This window comes from Pontibacter vulgaris (assembly GCF_022758145.1).
Taxonomy (GTDB): domain Bacteria; phylum Bacteroidota; class Bacteroidia; order Cytophagales; family Hymenobacteraceae; genus Pontibacter; species Pontibacter vulgaris.
The window spans coordinates 360001-378786 of record NZ_JAJVDH010000002.1 but is presented as its reverse complement, the minus strand read 5'-3'; the positions used below and the strand labels follow the sequence as shown (position 1 = coordinate 378786).

Annotated in this window: 19 protein-coding genes; all 19 read left to right on the top strand. The window is 43.6% G+C overall.

Translation table 11 applies throughout. The annotated features are described in order from the left end of the window. Positions 1–55: 55 nt before the first annotated feature. The 19 genes from LWP20_RS02675 (at position 56) to rodA (ending at position 18692) form a co-directional block, all read left to right on the top strand. Entirely contained in the window at positions 56–2629 is a 2574-nt protein-coding gene (locus tag LWP20_RS02675; protein WP_242926563.1) for a heme lyase CcmF/NrfE family subunit, read from the top strand. 196 nt (positions 2630–2825) lie between these two features. Continuing rightward, on the top strand, positions 2826–3503 hold the full coding sequence (locus tag LWP20_RS02670) for an FkbM family methyltransferase (protein WP_242926562.1): 678 nt from the start codon (positions 2826–2828) through the stop codon (positions 3501–3503). Between the two features lie 78 nt (positions 3504–3581). Then, the gene (locus LWP20_RS02665; protein WP_242926561.1) at positions 3582–4721 is read left to right on the top strand and encodes a glycosyltransferase family 61 protein; all 1140 of its coding nucleotides are present in this window, start codon (positions 3582–3584) and stop codon (positions 4719–4721) included. Between the two features lie 77 nt (positions 4722–4798). Then, positions 4799–5572, top strand: coding sequence for a Rossmann-like and DUF2520 domain-containing protein (locus LWP20_RS02660; protein ID WP_242926560.1), 774 nt, complete (start codon positions 4799–4801; stop codon positions 5570–5572). A gap of 85 nt (positions 5573–5657) precedes the next feature. Continuing rightward, a complete protein-coding gene (locus LWP20_RS02655) occupies positions 5658–5987 on the top strand; it encodes a 2Fe-2S iron-sulfur cluster-binding protein (protein ID WP_242926559.1) in 330 nt (109 codons plus the stop codon). 108 nt (positions 5988–6095) lie between these two features. Continuing rightward, entirely contained in the window at positions 6096–6338 is a 243-nt protein-coding gene (gene iscX, locus LWP20_RS02650) for a Fe-S cluster assembly protein IscX (protein ID WP_242926558.1), read from the top strand. 169 nt (positions 6339–6507) lie between these two features. Further along, positions 6508–7005 (top strand): KdsC family phosphatase, encoded by a 498-nt coding sequence (locus LWP20_RS02645; protein ID WP_242926557.1) that lies wholly within the window; start codon positions 6508–6510, stop codon positions 7003–7005. Between the two features lie 115 nt (positions 7006–7120). Continuing rightward, entirely contained in the window at positions 7121–7315 is a 195-nt protein-coding gene (locus tag LWP20_RS02640; protein WP_242926556.1) for a cold-shock protein, read from the top strand. A gap of 125 nt (positions 7316–7440) precedes the next feature. Next, positions 7441–8286: a geranylgeranylglycerol-phosphate geranylgeranyltransferase gene (locus tag LWP20_RS02635; protein WP_242926555.1), complete on the top strand. Its 846-nt coding sequence runs from the start codon at positions 7441–7443 to the stop codon at positions 8284–8286. Between the two features lie 72 nt (positions 8287–8358). After that, positions 8359–8781: a Fur family transcriptional regulator gene (locus LWP20_RS02630; protein ID WP_242927098.1), complete on the top strand. Its 423-nt coding sequence runs from the start codon at positions 8359–8361 to the stop codon at positions 8779–8781. Positions 8782–8878: 97 nt separating this feature from the next. After that, positions 8879–9376, top strand: a complete 498-nt coding sequence (locus LWP20_RS02625; protein WP_242926554.1) for a PaaI family thioesterase — start codon at positions 8879–8881, stop codon at positions 9374–9376. A 334-nt stretch (positions 9377–9710) separates the two neighbouring features. Beyond that, positions 9711–10535 carry a Cof-type HAD-IIB family hydrolase gene (locus LWP20_RS02620; protein ID WP_242926553.1) on the top strand — a complete coding sequence of 275 codons (825 nt, stop codon included), beginning with the start codon at positions 9711–9713 and terminating at the stop codon, positions 10533–10535. 115 nt (positions 10536–10650) lie between these two features. Beyond that, positions 10651–11244 (top strand): phosphoribosylglycinamide formyltransferase, encoded by a 594-nt coding sequence (gene purN, locus LWP20_RS02615; protein ID WP_242926552.1) that lies wholly within the window; start codon positions 10651–10653, stop codon positions 11242–11244. A 21-nt stretch (positions 11245–11265) separates the two neighbouring features. Continuing rightward, entirely contained in the window at positions 11266–12792 is a 1527-nt protein-coding gene (gene purH / locus LWP20_RS02610; protein WP_242926551.1) for a bifunctional phosphoribosylaminoimidazolecarboxamide formyltransferase/IMP cyclohydrolase, read from the top strand. A 375-nt stretch (positions 12793–13167) separates the two neighbouring features. After that, positions 13168–14193, top strand: a complete 1026-nt coding sequence (locus LWP20_RS02605) for a rod shape-determining protein (RefSeq protein WP_242926550.1) — start codon at positions 13168–13170, stop codon at positions 14191–14193. A 9-nt stretch (positions 14194–14202) separates the two neighbouring features. Further along, the gene (gene mreC, locus LWP20_RS02600; protein WP_242926549.1) at positions 14203–15069 is read left to right on the top strand and encodes a rod shape-determining protein MreC; all 867 of its coding nucleotides are present in this window, start codon (positions 14203–14205) and stop codon (positions 15067–15069) included. Beyond that, the gene (locus LWP20_RS02595; protein WP_242926548.1) at positions 15059–15583 is read left to right on the top strand and encodes a hypothetical protein; all 525 of its coding nucleotides are present in this window, start codon (positions 15059–15061) and stop codon (positions 15581–15583) included. The genes mreC and LWP20_RS02595 overlap by 11 nt, the downstream gene beginning before the upstream one ends. Next, on the top strand, positions 15580–17406 hold the full coding sequence (mrdA, locus tag LWP20_RS02590) for a penicillin-binding protein 2 (protein WP_242926547.1): 1827 nt from the start codon (positions 15580–15582) through the stop codon (positions 17404–17406). The genes LWP20_RS02595 and mrdA overlap by 4 nt, the downstream gene beginning before the upstream one ends. After that, a complete protein-coding gene (gene rodA / locus LWP20_RS02585) occupies positions 17370–18692 on the top strand; it encodes a rod shape-determining protein RodA (RefSeq protein WP_242926546.1) in 1323 nt (440 codons plus the stop codon). The genes mrdA and rodA overlap by 37 nt, the downstream gene beginning before the upstream one ends. Positions 18693–18786 lie beyond the last annotated feature (94 nt).

Sequence of the window (18786 nt, the reverse complement as noted above, 5' to 3'; positions counted from 1 at the left end):
ACTTTATACTTTGCGCTGCTTTTAACTGCAAAATTCAACTTTTAAGTATTAAGAAATGATAAATACGCTGATCGGAGACATAGGCCACGGTAGTGTGATCGTAGCTTTTGTAGCGGCCATTGTTGCCTCCTACGCATATTTTATGGCTTCGCGCCAAAAGGTAGAAATCAGTGGCGACACGAGCTGGCGCACGCTGGCCAGGTTAGCCTTTTATGTACACGGCGCCGCAGTGTTCATGATTGTATTCAGCCTTTTCAATATTATTTACGCGCACCGCTACGAGTATTATTACGCATGGAGCCACTCATCTAACCACTTGCCGGTTCATTACATGATCTCCTGTTTCTGGGAGGGGCAGGAAGGTTCTTTCCTACTTTGGATCTTCTGGCATGTAGTGCTTGGCGTAGCGCTTATCGGTTTCGGCAAAAAGAACAAGACATGGGAAGCGCCGGTTATGGCCACTTTCTCTTTTGTTCAGATATTCCTGACCTCCATGATATTAGGTGTGGTATTGGGTGATCTTAAGATCGGATCTTCACCATTTATACTGATGCGCGACTTTATGACGGATGCACCGGTGTTTAAAATGGACCCGAACTTCATCCCGAAAGATGGTACCGGCCTTAACCCATTGCTGCAGAATTACTGGATGGTGATTCACCCTCCTACCCTTTTCCTTGGCTTTGCCGCTACACTGGTACCGTTTGCATTTGCAATTGCCGGCCTCTGGAAAGGAAAATTAACAGAGTGGGTAAAACCTGCTTTGCCTTGGTCGCATTTTGCAGCCGTTGTACTGGGCGTTGGTATAGTTATGGGCGCTTACTGGGCTTACGAAACCCTAAACTTTGGTGGCTACTGGAACTGGGACCCTGTTGAGAATGCCGTTTACATTCCGTGGCTGGTGCTGGTTGGCGCTATACATACCATGGTGGCCTACCGCCGCAGCAAGCAAGGCCTGAAAGCAAGTTTTATACTTGTTATCGCTTCGTTCCTGCTTATACTTTATGCTACCTTCCTTACCCGCAGCGGTATATTGGGTAATGCCTCAGTCCACTCTTTCACAGACTTAGGCCTATCAGGGCAGCTGTTTACTTACCTGGCAGCCTTCATGGTTATCTCCATTGCGTTGCTGGTGTATAACTGGAAAAAGATCCCGACAACTGAAAAAGAACTTTCTACTTATAGTGCTGAGTTCTGGGTATTTATTGGTGCATCTGTACTCTGCCTGGCTGGTTTCCAGGTACTGGCAACCACGTCTATCCCGGTTTACAACTCCTTCCTGGGTTTTATAGGTATAGATTCTAACGCAGCGCTGCCAGCCGACCAGATTGCACACTACACAAAATTCCAGCTTTGGGCGGGTGTGGCTGTGGCTATACTTTCTGGCGTTGGCCAGATTATGTGGTGGCGCAAAACAGACAAAACCAGCCTGAAAGATGCGATTGTGATGCCGGCTATGCTAACACTGCTGTTTGCAAGCTTGTTCATCATACTTGGTAAGATTGACAATTTCGTTTACATCGTATTACTGGTAGCTGCCCTTTTTGCAGTATTTGCAAACCTGAGCATCATGCTGGGCCTGATCCGCAAAAAGGTAACGCTTTCTGGCGGCGCAGTAGCTCACATTGGTATAGCCCTTATGCTGATCGGTATTTTGTTCTCTTCGGGCTACTCTAACATTATTTCGCAAAACAACTCCGGCTTACTATACTCACGCGAGTTTCCGGATGAGATTAACCGCGACAACGTACTGCTGTGGCGCAATACGCCGGTAGATATGGGCAAGTATAAAGTAAGCTACCATGGTCAGTTTCTGGAGGTAGAAGGCGTGCCCGAGTATGTAACCAAAGAGTTGCTGTTCCCTACAGAAGACGAGTATAAATCTATTGCCCGTGGCGATATTAAAGTAGGTGATAAAATATACTTTAAAACCGGCGATACACTGAATATTGTTTCTCCGGAAAACACCTACTACCAGGTACAATACAAGAGCGAAGAAGAAGATTTCACACTTTATCCGAGAGCGCAGGTAAACCCGAACATGGGCCTGCTGGCATCACCTGACATTAAGAACTTCCTTACAAAAGACTTATACACCCACGTATCTACCGTTCCGGACCCTAACGAGGAAAAAGAATGGAGCGAACTGAAAGAGTATGAAGTATCTGCTGGGGATACAATTATCTTAAATGACTACGTAGCTATTTTTAACGGCATAGAGCGCGTTGAAAAAGTGCCGGGTGTTGAGATAAACAAAGGCGATGTGGCCGTACAGGCAGACATGAAAATTATGGGTGAGCGTAAAAATTACCATGCCCACCCGGTGCTCATGATAAAAGACCAGATGATGGGCCGTGTGCCGGAAGAGATCGAAGACCTTGGCCTGCGCATTACCTTCATGAACATCGACACCCAGAACAACCGCTTCAAGATTGGTGTAAACTCTACCCAGAAAGATTACATCATACTTAAGGCAATGGAAAAACCTTTTGTAAATGTGCTTTGGATCGGTACTATTATTATGTCGATTGGCTTCGTAATGGCTGTAATACGCCGCAGTAAGGAAGGCAAAACCGCTACAGAAGATTTAACAAGTATAAAAAAGCAACAGAAACCACAAGTGGCGTAAGTTGAGTTTTAATCTACAATTGCAAAAGGCAGGCTATGTATAGCCCGCCTTTTGTGTTTAAAGCCTAAAATTTAGCTAATCGAAATTATTAAAAGCTAATTATTACTTACTTGTAGATATACTTGTAAGCAGAACACGCTTATAGTTAAATTAAGAATCGACTTTAGAATACAGGATAACTCGACAATGATTCAGCATGCTTGCAAAACTTAAACGGGTATACTATAAAGTAAAGGATTTTAGATATACTAAAATTTCCTACGCACAGGAAGGTGAAGACCTACTGCTCGAGCGGATATTTGAGTCTAAACTGCAAGGGTTTTACATCGATGTTGGCGCACATCATCCTAAACGATTTTCAAACACCTACCTGTTCTACAAAAAGGGGTGGCGCGGCATTAATATAGATGCGATGCCCAATAGTATGACTTCTTTTAATAAGATAAGGCCTAACGACATTAATTTAGAGGCTGGCATCTCGCAGGTAGAGCAAGTCTTAACTTATTATATGTTTCCCGAGCCAGCCCTGAATGGATTTGACAAGCAAATGTCTGAAAGCAGAGATATGCCAATAATTGATAAGAAGGAGGTTCATACTTTTCCGCTTCATGTAGTTTTAGATAAATATTTACCTCTTGATCAGGAAATATCATTCCTTTCTGTTGATGTGGAGGGCTATGATTTAGAAGTATTACAATCCAACAACTGGGATAAGTACAGACCTCTAATCGTTTTGGTGGAAATACTGGAGGCAAAGGTTGAGAATATATTTGAAACAGGAATTCATAAATTCCTGAACTCGAAGGGGTATGTATTTTACTGCAAGTCGCCCAACACTGTTTTTTATAAAATTAAATCCTGTTCTTTAAATTGATTTATACTTCCGCTGCCAATCTTATTTTGGCTACAGGAATGCAAAACAGAAGAAGTAGCGGCGGAATACAAAAAAACTATGGCAACTGATTTTATAAGAGTCTTTAAGCGCAAATTAAACAGCGCCTTTTATGTAGCGTTAAGGCTTATTAATTATTACCCATACTATTCATACTTACATGGGCGTGGCCAGAAAATAAACTTAACCCCAGAGTATGAGTTGGATTTTAACGCACAGGAGAAAGATTTTTTAAAAGCATGCGCGGCTTCCTATAATTATTTCGAATCAGATTATGCTTTGGGCCACAGGCAAAAGGAGCTTTCCATTTATAAGCTAAATGATGTTACATTTTTTAGCCACACCGGGGTAATAATGATAAATCAGAAGCTGATCGTTGAATCGGGGTTAAGTGTAGATAGATTAACAAGATCAAAGGCCTTTCGTGATTTCACGGTAATGCTTCCGCACCGCTTTAAAGAAGGCAATTATACTACAATACAACACAGCCACTGGGCTGACAATAACATTTCGCTTTGGTTTATAGACAGCTTGCCCCGGGCCTATATTATAGCCAATACTATAAAAGAACCTGTTACCCTGCTCATGTGGAAGGGCGCTCATGCTTACCAAAAGCATACATTGGAATTCCTGTTAAAAGATTATCCCCACATAAAAATTAAGTACATTAATAAACACCACAAAATCAGGATAGCCAATTTCTATTTACCCTCGTTTGTAACATCATCTTTTAGCGGATACCTTCCACCGGATGTAAGCAGTTGGCTTCGTGAAAAAATATGGGATAGCTATACTATAGAACGAAACAATCCAAAGCAGCGGATTTATGTCAGCAGATCAAAAGCCAGATTTCGTCGTGTCATAAATGAGCCTGAATTATACCCTGTCCTAGAAAAGTATGGTTTTAAAATAGTTTGGTCAGAAGACCTGGATTACAAACAACAGATCCAGACATTTTATGATGCCGAAGCTATAATATCGCCACATGGGGCAGGTCTGACAAACCTGTTGTTCTCTGAAAAATGCAGTGTTATGGAGTTTCACCCGGCAAAAATCATGAAGGCCCGTTATATGTTATTGTGTAAAGGCCTTAACTTCGATTATACTCCAATTATCGGATCAAGCGGAGATGAAATCGAAGATTTCAGCATTCCGATACCGGAGGTTGAAAAGTGGCTGCAAGAAAAGTATGGTGCATAAGTTTACCTGATACTGAAACCAACGGATCTCCTGGTCTAAAATCTCCCATTTCGTACTTAAAGTTTATGCACAAAAAAATGCGAATAGCCCTAATAGGAGCTGGTAACGTAGCCTGGCACTTAGCGCATACGGCAGTAGCGGCGGGCCATCAGGTGGTGGCATTATACAGCCGTACAGTTGAAGCCGCCGAAGCTTTGGCAAAAGAATTTACAGCCACACAGGTTATTCCAACCCCTGACTTTACTTCTGTTGAAGCCGATATAGTAATTATTGCCATACCAGATGCCGCTGTGGCTGCTGTTGCCAGCCAGGTAAAAGTAAACGCAGGTACTATAGTAGTGCATACGTCAGGCTCGCTACCATTGCAGGTGTTGCAAAGTATAAATGATGCCCGTATTGGCGTATTTTACCCACTACAGACATTCACAAAAGGAAAGCCAGTTGATTTTAAACAAGTGCCGGTTTTGCTGGAGGCCGAGAATGAATCAACACTTACCCTGCTAAAAGCATTTGCACAAAGTATAAGCCAGCATGTAATAGAAGTAACCTCCGAAAAACGGAAGCATTTACATTTGGCAGCAGTATTTGCCTGTAACTTTACAAACCATTTGCTGGGCATCAGCAGAGAAATTTTGCTTGAAGCCGACCTCCCAGCCACCCTTTTGCAGCCACTTATACAGGAAACCATACAAAAAGCTGCCAGCCAGCACCCATTTCTGGTGCAGACAGGGCCCGCTATAAGGCGCGACGAAAACGTGATTAAAACGCACCTGCACCTGTTACAGAACCACCCGCAATACCAGCAACTATACCAGCAACTTACCCAGAGTATACAAAATCAGCAGCAGTAATGCTTAAGTAGCAGCGTAAGAATTGTACCGCGTTTTGATTCGGGGAGAGGGTTTTATAACTTTGCAGCCTAAATGTGAGGAACAGATGAAAGTTATAAATATAACCTTTAAGTTTGCTGATGGCGCACCAGACCAGATACTACCTGCCGTAGAGGGCGAGACAGTGCTGGATGTAGCGCTTAACAACGATATAAAATTACAGCACAACTGTGGCGGCGTTTGCGGCTGCAGCACCTGCCATGTATACATAGAGGCCGGCATGGACGATATGCCTGAAATTTCGGACAAGGAAGAAGACTTTATCGACCGTGCCGTAGACCCTCGTATTAACTCGCGCCTTGCCTGCCAGTGCGTCATACAAGGCAACGAAGACGTAGTGGTAACTATACCAGAGCAGGATTTCCTGGGCCACTAATTACAGTAAACAGGTAACAGTAAACACTTATCAAATAGCCAATAAAATATAAACCTGTTTACTTTTGACTGCAGATTGTTAACTGATAAAATTGTTAATTGAAAAAATATGAACAAAGGATATGAGCCACCAATGAACTGGGGCGACCATGAAGATATAGCCATGGCACTTTACGAAAAATTTGGTGACGACTTCACGGAATCTAAAATTTACCGCATCCGCTTTACCGAGTTACTTGACTGGGTGCTTTCGTTACCTAATTTTGAAGGCACACGCGAGCAAGCAAATGAAGGCCATTTAGAGCAAATCCAGGCTGCCTGGGTTTATGAATGGCGCGACAACCAGGACTAACACCTGCTGATGCAGCAAGTATAACTATACTTCTAAAGGTTCTTTCCAGTAAAGAACCTTTTTCTTTAACCCTTACCCCAGGCTATATTTGCTCCTTCAACAGTACGATACTGCCCATACTTAATTATCATCTCATAAGTAAAACATCTACCGATTTCCCATACTTCCTATGCCAATCACACAACCGGATCTTACCCGCATTAACACCTTCATTTTTGATGTAGATGGTGTGCTTACTGATGGCCTGCTGTATAGTTTTGCCGATGGCGAACAGGTACGTGCCTTCAACATTAAAGATGGTTTTGCCATTAAGCATGCTATAAGACAAGGATACCGTGTAGCTATCATATCTGCCAAAAATGAGCCGGGAGTACGCCTGCGCCTGGAGCAACTCGATATTGAAGATATATTCTTGGGAGCAGAAGATAAAGTAGATGTTTTTGAAGATTATATATACATGCAGGGGGTGCACCCGGCTACAGTTGCGTATATGGGCGACGATATGCCTGACCTGGAAGTATTGCAACGCTGTGGCCTAAGCGCCTGCCCTGCCGATGCAGCCAATGATATCCGGGAAATATGCACATTCGTTTCTGAAAAAGGAGGCGGCAAAGGTGCAGTACGAGACCTGATTGAAAAAATAATGAAAGAACAGGATACATGGTAACCAATATTATACTATTCTGTAATTAAATTATAAATTTCTTTTAAACTAAATTTGCATATATAGAAATAAAGAATATCTTTGAACTGTTTTTAATACCAATAATTATTTAATCTTTATGAAAACAGGAAAAGTAAAATTCTTTATTGAGTCTAAAGGTTTTGGGTTTATAACTGAAGACGACACCAACGAGGACTTCTTTGTACATGTAACTGGCTTGAACGGATTGCAGATCCAGCAGAACGACCGCGTAGCTTTCGACACACAGGAAGGCAAAAAAGGAGTAAACGCAGTTAATATACAGAGACTCTAAGTAGATATATTTAACCGCACAAAAAAAGCCCCTGCAACCCAGGGGCTTTTTTTGTGATCAGCTTATTAGTTGCCCGGCAAAAACCGGCGCCTTACCTTTACAATACAACATGAGCTAACCGCCCCGTGAAAGATTTTCTCAGCCTTGTCCGTTTCCCGAACCTGCTGCTTATAGTAATGTGTCAGGCATTGGTGCAAGCCTGCTTGCTGGCTGCTGGCATAGAGTGGGCAATGGTGCTGCATCCGGAGTTTGCGCTGCTCACTTTTTCAACGGTTTGTGTGGCGGCCGCCGGCTACATCATCAATGATTATTATGATATAAAGATTGATGCCATTAACAAGCCGCATAAAATGGTAGTGGGCAAAAGTATACGCCGCCGCCGGGCTATGTTTGCGCACTTATTCCTGTCTTTTTTAGGGGTAAGTATCGGTGCCTGGTTATACTTGCCTATCGGGCTCATAAACCTGGGCGCTGTGCTGTTGCTTTGGGGTTACTCGGCACAGCTCAAGAAAATGCTGTTGGTTGGCAACATCGCTATTGCTTTGTTATCCGCATCTATGTTGCTGGTGGTGGCTGTATATGATGATAAGCTTAACAAGATCACGATTGGGTATGCCGTATTTGCGTTCCTGATCTCGCTTATCCGGGAAATTATCAAAGACATGGAAGACGTGAAAGGCGACGCTTCTTTTAACTGCAGAACCTTACCTATTGTGGCCGGCCTGCGCACCACAAAGTATGTTTTATACCCGCTTATAGCCACATTTCAGGCTTTTGTTATTGTAGTTATACTTCATCCGGCAACGCCGCTTTTTTTTGATGTATATATGCTGGTATTGGTGCTGCTGCCAAGTATAGGATTGGTACTGAAACTGATCCGGGCCGACCGCCGGCGCGATTTCACATTCCTCAGCAACCTGAACAAGTTTATAATGCTTACCGGTATACTCTCAATGCTGCTGGTACGGTAACTCAAAAGCCATTGCTTTATACTTCTATCTGAAAAAAAATTAGTATTCTTGCTGTGGGCTAACGTGAAGAAAATGAATAAGGCGCAGGAATTGCTGAAACAGTATGGTCTCCGGAACACCAGTTGCCGGGCAGAAGTACTGCATCTGTTTTTAGATAAAAGGTTTGCGCTTGCCCACGCCGACCTTGAACAACTCCTCGGCGACCGCTTTGACAGGGTAACTATTTACCGCACCCTGTATGCTTTTGAAGAGAAGGGACTGCTGCATAGTATAAACGATGTGAGCGGAGCAGTAAAGTATGCGCTTTGCCACGAAGCCTGCAGCCAGCACCAGCACTTTGATAACCATATCCATTTTAGCTGCACCGCCTGTGGCCATACTTTATGCCTGAACGAAGTACATGTGCCTGAAATAAAACTACCTGCTGGCTACAAAGTTAACAGCCTGCATTTTTCGGCGCAGGGTGTGTGCAAAAACTGCGAAGCCATTGCCTGAGTTATACTTGCCGGTTTTAAAAACCACGAGGAGCTTAGAGTAACTTCCGAGCTATTTCTTTATCTTTAAGTATACTTGCTGTAACTGTATACTTGCCATGGGTTCATCACAAAATCAAGCCGAGGTTTTCCGGAATATTGTTGCTTCGCCTACCAAGCTAAGGCTGTTTATGCTTTCGAAGTTACCAATGGCATATCTGGCAGGTTTACGGGTTGTATCTGTTTCCGGGGAACATGCATCGGTTTCCATACCTTATAAATACCTCAATAAAAACCCATTCCGGTCTATTTACTTTGCCAGCCTAAGTATGGCAGCTGAATTATCCACGGGCGTACTCTGCATGATGCATGTTTACAAATCCTCGCCAGTTGTATCGATGCTGGTTACGAACATGCAAGCCAGCTTTACTAAAAAAGCTACAGGCAAAATAACCTTTAGCTGCTACGAAGGCCAGCTTATACAAGAAGCAACAAACATAACAAAAGCCACCGGAGAGGGCGTAACTGTAGTAGCTACAAGTATAGGTGTAGACGAAACCGGAGATAAAGTGGCAGAGTTTCAGTTTACATGGTCATTAAAGGCTAAGAAACAGTAAATTGGTCTTAACCTTTACTACTAATACCACTCAATAATTAAAGTTTATACTTGCGGTTTGAGCTATAGCAAAACAAGATAAGCCAGCCTAAGACGCTTAAATATACTTATTCTGTTATCTCTATGCTATAAGTTCAGGGTAAATGTAACTTTACACGACTTGGGATAGCTGGTATAAATTTTAATCAAATTTGATCTGACCACTTTAAAATTATACTTCTCTTTCGATTTAATTTACTGTTTCCGGCACACAAATTCTCATTCTGTAGTTATAAAAGAAGAATTCTGAATCTATACTTGTAACTTGCACTTTTTACAAGTAACTGTTACTCAATATGAAATTCCGTGCTATTTGCACTGATATAGATGGCACTTTGCTAAACAGTGATCGCCAGCTATCACAGCGCACCATATCTACTTTCAAAAGTTTAGACCAAAACGTACCTGTAATCCTGGCATCTTCGCGCATGCCGAGCGCCATGCGCCACCTGCAGCAGGAACTCAACATCCTGCACCATCCGCTAATCTGCTTTAACGGAGGGTATGTTATTCATTTTGAAGATGGCAAAGCAGAAGCAGTTCAACTGGATTCTGTACAGATACCGGCTGCTATTTGCCAGACCATCCATGATTTCACGAAAGACACCGACATACACGTAAGCCTGTACGAACAGGATAACTGGTATGCACCCGCCGCTGATTTCTGGGCAGAACGCGAGGAACGCATTACAAAAGTATCGCCTAACATAACTGAGTTGCAGCCTATACTTGAGAGTTGGCACCAAACAACAACCGGGGCACATAAAGTAATGTGCATGGGCCCTGCTGATGAGATTGATGCGCTACAACAAGAGCTGACCCAAAATTTTGCTAACCACGTACACGCCTATCGCTCCAAAGACACTTACCTTGAGATTGCTCCGCGTGCCATTTCTAAAGCCACAGCCCTGGAGCTGTTACTGAAAGCGCGCTACGCTATAGGCATGCACGAAGTGATGGCCTTTGGTGACAACTACAATGATATTGATATGCTGCAATCCGTAGGCATGGGCATAGCTGTAGGCAATGCCCGCGAAGAGGTAAAAGCTGTAGCCAATGAGATTACACTTAAAAGTATAGAAGACGGTGTAGCTGTTGCCATAGAGAAATACTGGAAGTAATTTATAGTTTACAATAAACTTAAGGGTCGGATTTTAAAGTATAAGTTTTGCATTACTTACTGGCAACTATAAGCAAACCGGCTATATTTGCAGCTTCATTAGCAAGCTTATACTTTTGAAACGACCAGATAAGAAAAATATAGTCATTTTCGCTTCCGGCTCGGGGAGCAATGCCCAACGCCTGCTCGAGCACTTCGAGCACCACCCTGAAATACGCGTGGCCGCCCTGTTCTCCAACAACCCGAAAGCCTATGCCCTAAAAAGAGCCGAGACCTACCACGTCCCGGCTCTTTTGTTTTCCAGGGATGAGTTTTACAACTCTGAAAAAGTGCTGGAGCAGGTTAAATCCTTTCATCCTGATTTAATTGTGCTGGCTGGCTTTCTGTGGCTGGTGCCGCAAAATTTCCTGCATACTTTCCCAAACAAGATCATTAACATACACCCAGCCCTGCTGCCCCGGTATGGCGGCAAAGGCATGCACGGCATTAACGTACATACTGCCGTGGTACAGGCAGGCGATAAACAATCGGGTATTACCATCCACCACGTAAACGCAGAATACGACAAAGGTGAATTTATACTTCAGGAGTACTGCCCTGTTTTACCCGAAGACACACCCGAAGAACTTGCAGCACGCGTATTGCAGTTGGAGCACAAACACTTGCCTGAAGTAGTTGAAAAATTACTACTTGAGAAAGACGAACTATAGAAATCAAAAATCAACCCATAGATGCAACCTGTTCAAATTAAATCCGCACTTATTTCGGTTTATTACAAAGACCGCCTCGAGCCACTGGTAGAGCTTCTGAAACAGCATAATGTAACGATCTACTCAACAGGCGGCACACAAGCTTTCCTGGAAGAGCAGGGCGCTGAGGTAATTGCCGTAGAAGACCTGACTGCTTATCCATCCATTTTCGGCGGCCGCGTAAAAACACTTCATCCAAAAGTTTTCGGTGGTATACTTCATCGCCGCGATAACGAGAGCGATCTTTCTGAAAGAACACAATATGAGATTCCACCAATCGACCTTGTTGTAGTAGATTTATACCCTTTCGAGGAAACTGTTGCAGCTGGCGCATCGGAGGCAGAAATTATTGAAAAAATTGACATTGGTGGAATTTCTCTTATTCGTGCGGCTGCTAAAAATTTCAAAGATGTACTTATCGTATCGTCGCGCGAGCAGTATGACGAAGTAGTAGAATTACTTAAAACCAGAAGCGGCAGCACCTTGCTACAGGACCGCAAGCGATTTGCGGCCAAAGCGTTCGACGTTTCGTCGCACTACGATACGCATATCTTCAACTACCTGAATGGCAGCGAAGAGGAAGAAGTAGTATTTAAGCAAAGCGTGCGCGATGCTATTCCGCTGCGCTACGGCGAGAACCCGCACCAGAAAGGCACTTTTTATGGCAAACTCGATGAGCTTTTCGAACAGTTAAATGGCAAGCAGCTTTCCTATAACAATCTGGTAGATATGGATGCTGCCGTTGCCCTGGCCGCCGAATTTGAAGAACCGATTGTAGCTATACTGAAACACACGAACGCCTGCGGCTGTGCTATCGGCGAAACTATAAAAGAAGCTTACCTGAATGCCCTTTCTTCTGACCCGGTATCTGCTTTCGGTGGTGTGATCATCGCAAACAGAACTATAGATCTGGCTGCAGCAGAGGAACTGAACAAGTTGTTCTTTGAGGTATTGATCGCTCCTGCTTTTGATAATGATGCCCTGGAACTGCTGAAGAGCAAGAAAAACCGCATCCTGCTAAAGCAGAACAATGTAGAGTTGCCGAAGAAACTGTTCAAAACTTTACTGAACGGCGTTATTGAGCAAGACAAAGACCTGGCAACTGAAACAGAAGCTGATTTTAAAACCGTTACCAAACGCGAACCAACCGCAGAAGAAAAAAGAGCGCTGGTATTTGCAGCCAAAGTTTGCAAGCACACCAAGTCGAACACCATTGTTTTTGCTACAGATAAGATGATGTTCTCAAGCGGTGTCGGCCAGACCTCAAGGGTAGATGCCCTGCGTCAGGCTATAGAAAAAGCGAAAAGCTTCGGATTTGACGTGAGTAAAACAGTAATGGCTTCTGATGCCTTCTTTCCTTTCCCGGATTGTGTTGAAATTGCCGATAAAGCAGGTATAAAAGCAGTAGTGCAGCCAGGCGGCTCTATTAAGGATCAGGATTCGATTGACTATTGCGATGCCCACAACATGGCAATGGTAATGACTGGCGTTCGCCACTTCAAACACTAAGAGATTTATACTTTATTTTAAAACAGCCCCGGTTTATAATTGAGCCGGGGCTGTTTTTATTTATACTTTATTCTAACTTGTGACTCGGTAACCGGCACAGACTGGAGTATAAGTATAATTTTCTCCTGCTCTTGCTGGTATTACCCGACAGCAAAAAATTTACTCATTCCAATTTAAGCAGCAGAAACACGTTATTAGGGGCGGTTAGTACTGAAAGTACTGATCACTTTAAAAAAAATAATTTAAAACACGAAATGCATGAGGCAATCGCATTATTAATTCCGCTGAATTTCACTAATTTTGCGCCAAGTTTTTGACTAGAAATATTGTATATTAAAAATATAACAGGCTACTGTACGCCTTTACAACTTCAGAATGGGACTATTTAATTTTCTTACCAGCGATATTGCCATTGATTTGGGTACAGCCAATACCCTTATCATTCATAATGATAAAATTGTGGTAGACGAACCATCTATCATTGCTGTTGACCGCACAACCGGCAAAGTGTTAGCTATCGGACGCAATGCGATGCAGATGCACGAGAAAACGCACGAAAACATCCGTACCATTCGCCCTTTAAAAGACGGTGTAATTGCCGACTTCCACGCTGCTGAAGAAATGATCCGCGGCATGATCAAAATGATCGACTCTGGTCGTCGTTTGTTCCAGCCATCACATCGCATGGTAATTTGTATTCCTTCTGGCATTACCGAAGTAGAGAAACGTGCTGTACGTGACTCTGCTCAGCACGCCGGTGCCAAAGAAGTATGGATGATACAGGAGCCAATGGCAGCTGCTATCGGTATAGGTATTGATGTGGAGCAGCCTATTGGCTCTATGATTGTAGACATCGGGGGTGGTACTACTGAAATTGCTGTAGTTGCCCTTTCAGGTATAGTTTGCGACCAGTCTATCCGTATTGCCGGTGATGTTTTCACAAAAGATATCCTGGATTATATGCGTCGCCAGCATAACCTGCTGATTGGTGAGCGCTCTGCTGAGAAAATTAAAATTGAAGTGGGCTCTGCTCTTACCGAACTCGAGAACCCTCCTGCTGATTATGAGATACGCGGCCGTGACTTGATGACAGGTATTCCTAAAGTTATCAAAGTCACTTACCAGGAGATCGCCATCGCATTGGACAAATCTGTATCTAAAATAGAAGAAGCGGTACTGAAGGCTCTTGAAATTGCTCCGCCAGAGCTTTCTGCCGATATCTATGACAATGGCATTCACCTTACTGGTGGTGGCGCCTTGCTAAGAGGTTTTGATAAGCGTCTGGCTGCCAAAACAAAGCTTCCTATCCATATTGCCGAAGATCCGTTAAGAGCGGTAGTGCGTGGTACCGGGGCTGCCATCAAGAATTTAGAAGGTTTCAAGAACGTACTGCTGACGTAACCGGGGTAAATGCGGAATCTTTTTGCTTTTATTTACCGGTTCCGTGCGTTCCTCATATTCGTATTGCTCGAGGTACTGTGCGTTTTCCTGATTGTGCGTTATAATACGTACCAGGGAGCGGCGTTTTTTAACTCGGCTAACAACTATGTGGGGCGTGTGCTGGAGTTCCAGAGCAGCCTGACAGATTATTTCAGGCTGGGATCTGTAAACAGTACATTAGCTCGCGAAAATGCCGCGTTACGCCAGGAAATAATACGTTACAGGTTGCAGCAGCAAGCTGATAGCGCTACTATACTGGCCGATACCATGTATGTAAAGGTTGACTCTGCTACAGTAGCACCTTTTTACCTGCATGCAGGCCGTGTAATTAACAACTCGGTACGACGCACCAACAATTACCTGACGCTTTCTATCGGCACTGCTGATGGTGTTAAACCAGGCATGGGGGTTATAGCACCTAATGGCGCAATCGGGCGCGTAAAAACAGTATCAGAACATTATGCTACTGTAACTTCGCTCCTGCACTCGCAAATGCTGATATCGGCAAAAATCAAAAAGAACAACACCTTTGGTACCGTAAAGTGGACGGGTGGCGATTACCGCACGGCCATGCTCGATTACATTCCGCTACACATAAAACCAACAAAAGGCGATACCATTGTTACCAGTGGATTTAACACCGTTTTCCCGGAAGGCATCATGATCGGCACTATCAGCTCGGTAGAGAAAGAGCTGGACAAAAGCTTTTATACTATAAAAGTTAAGCTGGCTGTTGATTTCGCAAAGCTTTCCTATGTATATGTGGTAGAAAATCCTAAAAAGGATGAGCGGGAAATATTAGAACAAAACGCAGGTATAATAACTGATGAACAGTAGTTTCGGCATCCGACATATCGTACAGTTTATACTTTTTGTTGCCCTGCAGATTCTGCTTATGGATAGTCTTGTGCTTTTCAGTACCGGTTTTTGCTTTATTTATATTGCATTCCTGCTTTTCCTTCCTATCAATATAAACAGGGTATTACTGCTGTTCCTTGGCTTCCTGGCTGGTTTTACCATTGATATTTTCTATGATACGATGGGTATTCATGCAGCGGCCAGCGTACTTCTTGCTTTTTTACGGCCACACGTTTTGAACCTTCTCACACCACGTGATGGTTACGATACCAAAGATTCTGTGAACATACACGTAATGGGCTGGCGCTGGTTTTTAACGTATGCACTTCTGCTCATACTCATGCACCATGCAGCTGTATTTTTCCTTGAAACCATCAGCCTCGAATCGGCCTGGTATACTTTGGCTAAAGTATTTGCAAGCGTACTGTTCACGGGTATAGTAATGATTATACTACAGTTACTGTTCTTCTCCGTTAAGAGAGCGAATAGATGAATTATTTAGAGAATAGAAAATACGTAATACAGGCCATTTTCCTGATTGTAGGGGTAGTTTTCGCACTGCGCCTATTCTACATTCAGGTGGTAGACAGCAGCTATAAGCAGGCTGCTGAAACAAATGCCATTAAGCCGATCATCCAATACCCATTCCGTGGATTGATTTACGACCGCAACGGCCAGTTGCTGGTGCAAAATACCCCTGTTTACGACCTGATGGTAATACCGAAAGAAGTAAAACAGGTAGATACGCTGAGATTATGTAAGCTGCTTAACATTCCGGTAGAAGATGCACGCGAGCGCTTTAAAAAAGCACGTACTTTTTCCTATGTACAACCATCTATCTTTTTCCAGAAACTAAGCACAGAGGACTTTGCCCGCATTCAGGATAACCTGATTGACTTCCCTGGCTTTTATATAAACGCACGTACGGCTCGTGGATATCCGCACTCCAGCTTATCGCACGCGCTGGGTTATATTGCAGAGATCAGCCCAAAACAACTGGAAGACTCTGCTTACAAAGGCTACCGCCCTGGCGATTATATTGGTAAAAGCGGTATAGAACAGGAATACGAGAAATTCCTGATGGGCCGCCGTGGTGTAAAGTATAAAATGGTGAACGTACGTGGCGTTGATAAAGGCTCTTTTAAAGATGGCGCCTACGATACACTTTCTGTTGCAGGTCAGAACCTCATCAGTACCATAGACCTTGACCTTCAGAAGTATGGCGAGTTTTTGATGAATGGTGCCAAAGGCAGCGTGGTAGCTATAGAACCTTCTACTGGCGAGGTATTAGCCTATATTTCAAGTCCATTCTATGATCCGAATCTGTTTACAGGCAAGGACTATGGCAAGAACTATATGAAATTGCTTACCAGTCCTGACAAGACGATGTTTAACCGTCCTATCATGGCCAGCAGCAACCCACCAGGTTCTATTTTTAAACTGGCTCATGCGCTTATTGCTTTGCAGGAGGGTGTAATTACGCCTAACACTGGCTACCCATGCAACCAGGCATTGGTTACATGCTCTCACGCGCACCCTGCGCCAACCGATCTTACCATTGCCATTAAAACATCCTGTAACCCATACTTTTACCAGGTATACCGGGCCTTACTTAACCAGGGTAAGTCAAAAAATATTTTCAAAGATACTGCTATTGGCCTGGCAGACTGGCGCGAGCAAATTCTGACCTTCGGGTTTGGTACGCACTTAGGTATAGATTTACCGAATGAAAAACAGGGTATTATTGCATCTAATAAGATGTATGACCGCATATATGGCGAAAACCGCTGGAAGTTCTCTACCATTTACTCATTAAGTATAGGTCAGGGGGAGTTGGGCGTAACGCCACTACAGATGGCTAACTTTATGGCAATTATTGCAAACAGAGGCTTCTACTACCAGCCACACATTATCCGGTCTGTAGGTGAGCACGGCAAACCATTGCCAGAATATCAGAAACGCCATTATACTTCTGTAGCAGCAAAACACTATGCCCCAATTATAGAAGGTATGGCAGCTGTAGTGCAATCTGGTACAGGTGTAAATGCTAAGCTCGAAAAGGTTGGCATAACAGTTTGCGGAAAAACTGGGACTGCTGAAAACCCACAAGGTAAAGACCACGCAGTATTTGTAGCCTTTGCCCCGAAAGACAATCCTAAAATAGCAATAGCTGTATATGTTGAGAACGCTGGTTTTGGCGCTCAGTCTGCAGCGCCAATTGCCGGCCTGATGATTGAAAAGTATTTAACCGACTCTGTGTCGAGAAAACCAATGGAACAATGGGTGTTGAGCCGAAAGTACTTGGAGGTAGAATAGTAGCGCCTAGCAGCCGACGCACTTCGCGCAAGATCATCCAGAACCTGGACTGGGTAACTGTGCTCCTGTACTTTTTATTAGTAGCACTTGGCTGGATGAATATCTATGCTGTGGTTTACAGCCCGGATAATATAGTTAACATCTTCAGCTTTGAAATTAACTCAGGCAAGCAGCTTGTCTGGATAGGCACGGCCGTTATACTTATAATTATGCTACTGGTAGTAGACTATAAAATCTACGAACACCTAGCTTATCCAATTTATGGCTCCATTATTTTGCTCCTGCTCTTTACATTAGCTGTGGCATCGCCTGTTGCAGGGTCACGCTCCTGGCTGGATCTTGGTGGTGGAGTGCGTCTGCAACCCGCCGAATTGGCAAAGTTTGCTACGGCTTTGGCCGTTTCCAAGTACTTAAGCGGTGTAAACCTGCGCCACCAGAATATGAAGGACCAGATGAAACTGGCTGCTATCACTTTTCTGCCCCCTGTTATTATAATCCTACAGAACGAGACCGGTACAGCGCTTGTTTTTGGTGCATTTATACTTGCCTTCTTCCGCGAAGGCATGTCGCCGCTTATACTAATTATTGGCGGCTCCGCAGCAGCAATTTTTATACTTACCCTACTCGTACCAAAGCTTTATCTTATACTTGGAATTGCAGTTTTGATGGGCCTTGCCACCTGGCTTGATTACCGCCTTATGCGCCGTATCAAAACAATGATCTTTATACTTGTAGTGATTTCAGGTATGATCTTCAGTGTGGACTACTTTGTAAATAACGTGCTGCAACCTCACCAGCAAAATCGTATAAAAGCACTCATAAACCCTGAGGCAGACCCACTTGGCTTTGGCTGGAACGTAACCCAATCTAAGATTGCTATCGGTTCTGGTGGCTTCTGGGGTAAAGGCTTTCTGGAAGGTACGCAAACCAAATTCGATTTTGTGCCGGAGCAAAGTACCGACTTTATTTTCTGCACAATCGGCGAAGAACACGGCTGGATAGGTAGTACTGTATTGATTGCTTTGTTTATGCTGCTATTGATAAGAATTGTAGCAGTAGCAGAGCGGCAAAAGTCTGTTTTTGGACGCACATATGGGTACTGTGTAGCTTCCATCATCTTTTTTCACTTTCTGGTAAACGTAGGCATGACCATTGGCTTGGCGCCTGTAGTAGGCATTCCTTTGCCTTTCTTCAGTTATGGTGGCTCATCGTTATGGTCTTTTACAGTTTTGCTCTTTATACTTCTGGCTATTGATGCTAACCGGAGCCAGGAATTAGTGAGGTAAGTTTACATCTGCTACACAGAGCTCTGTCTAAAGCAATTTAAAAGTTGGAAAAAGAATAAATAGAAAATGAGAAATTAATAACTCTGTATATTTT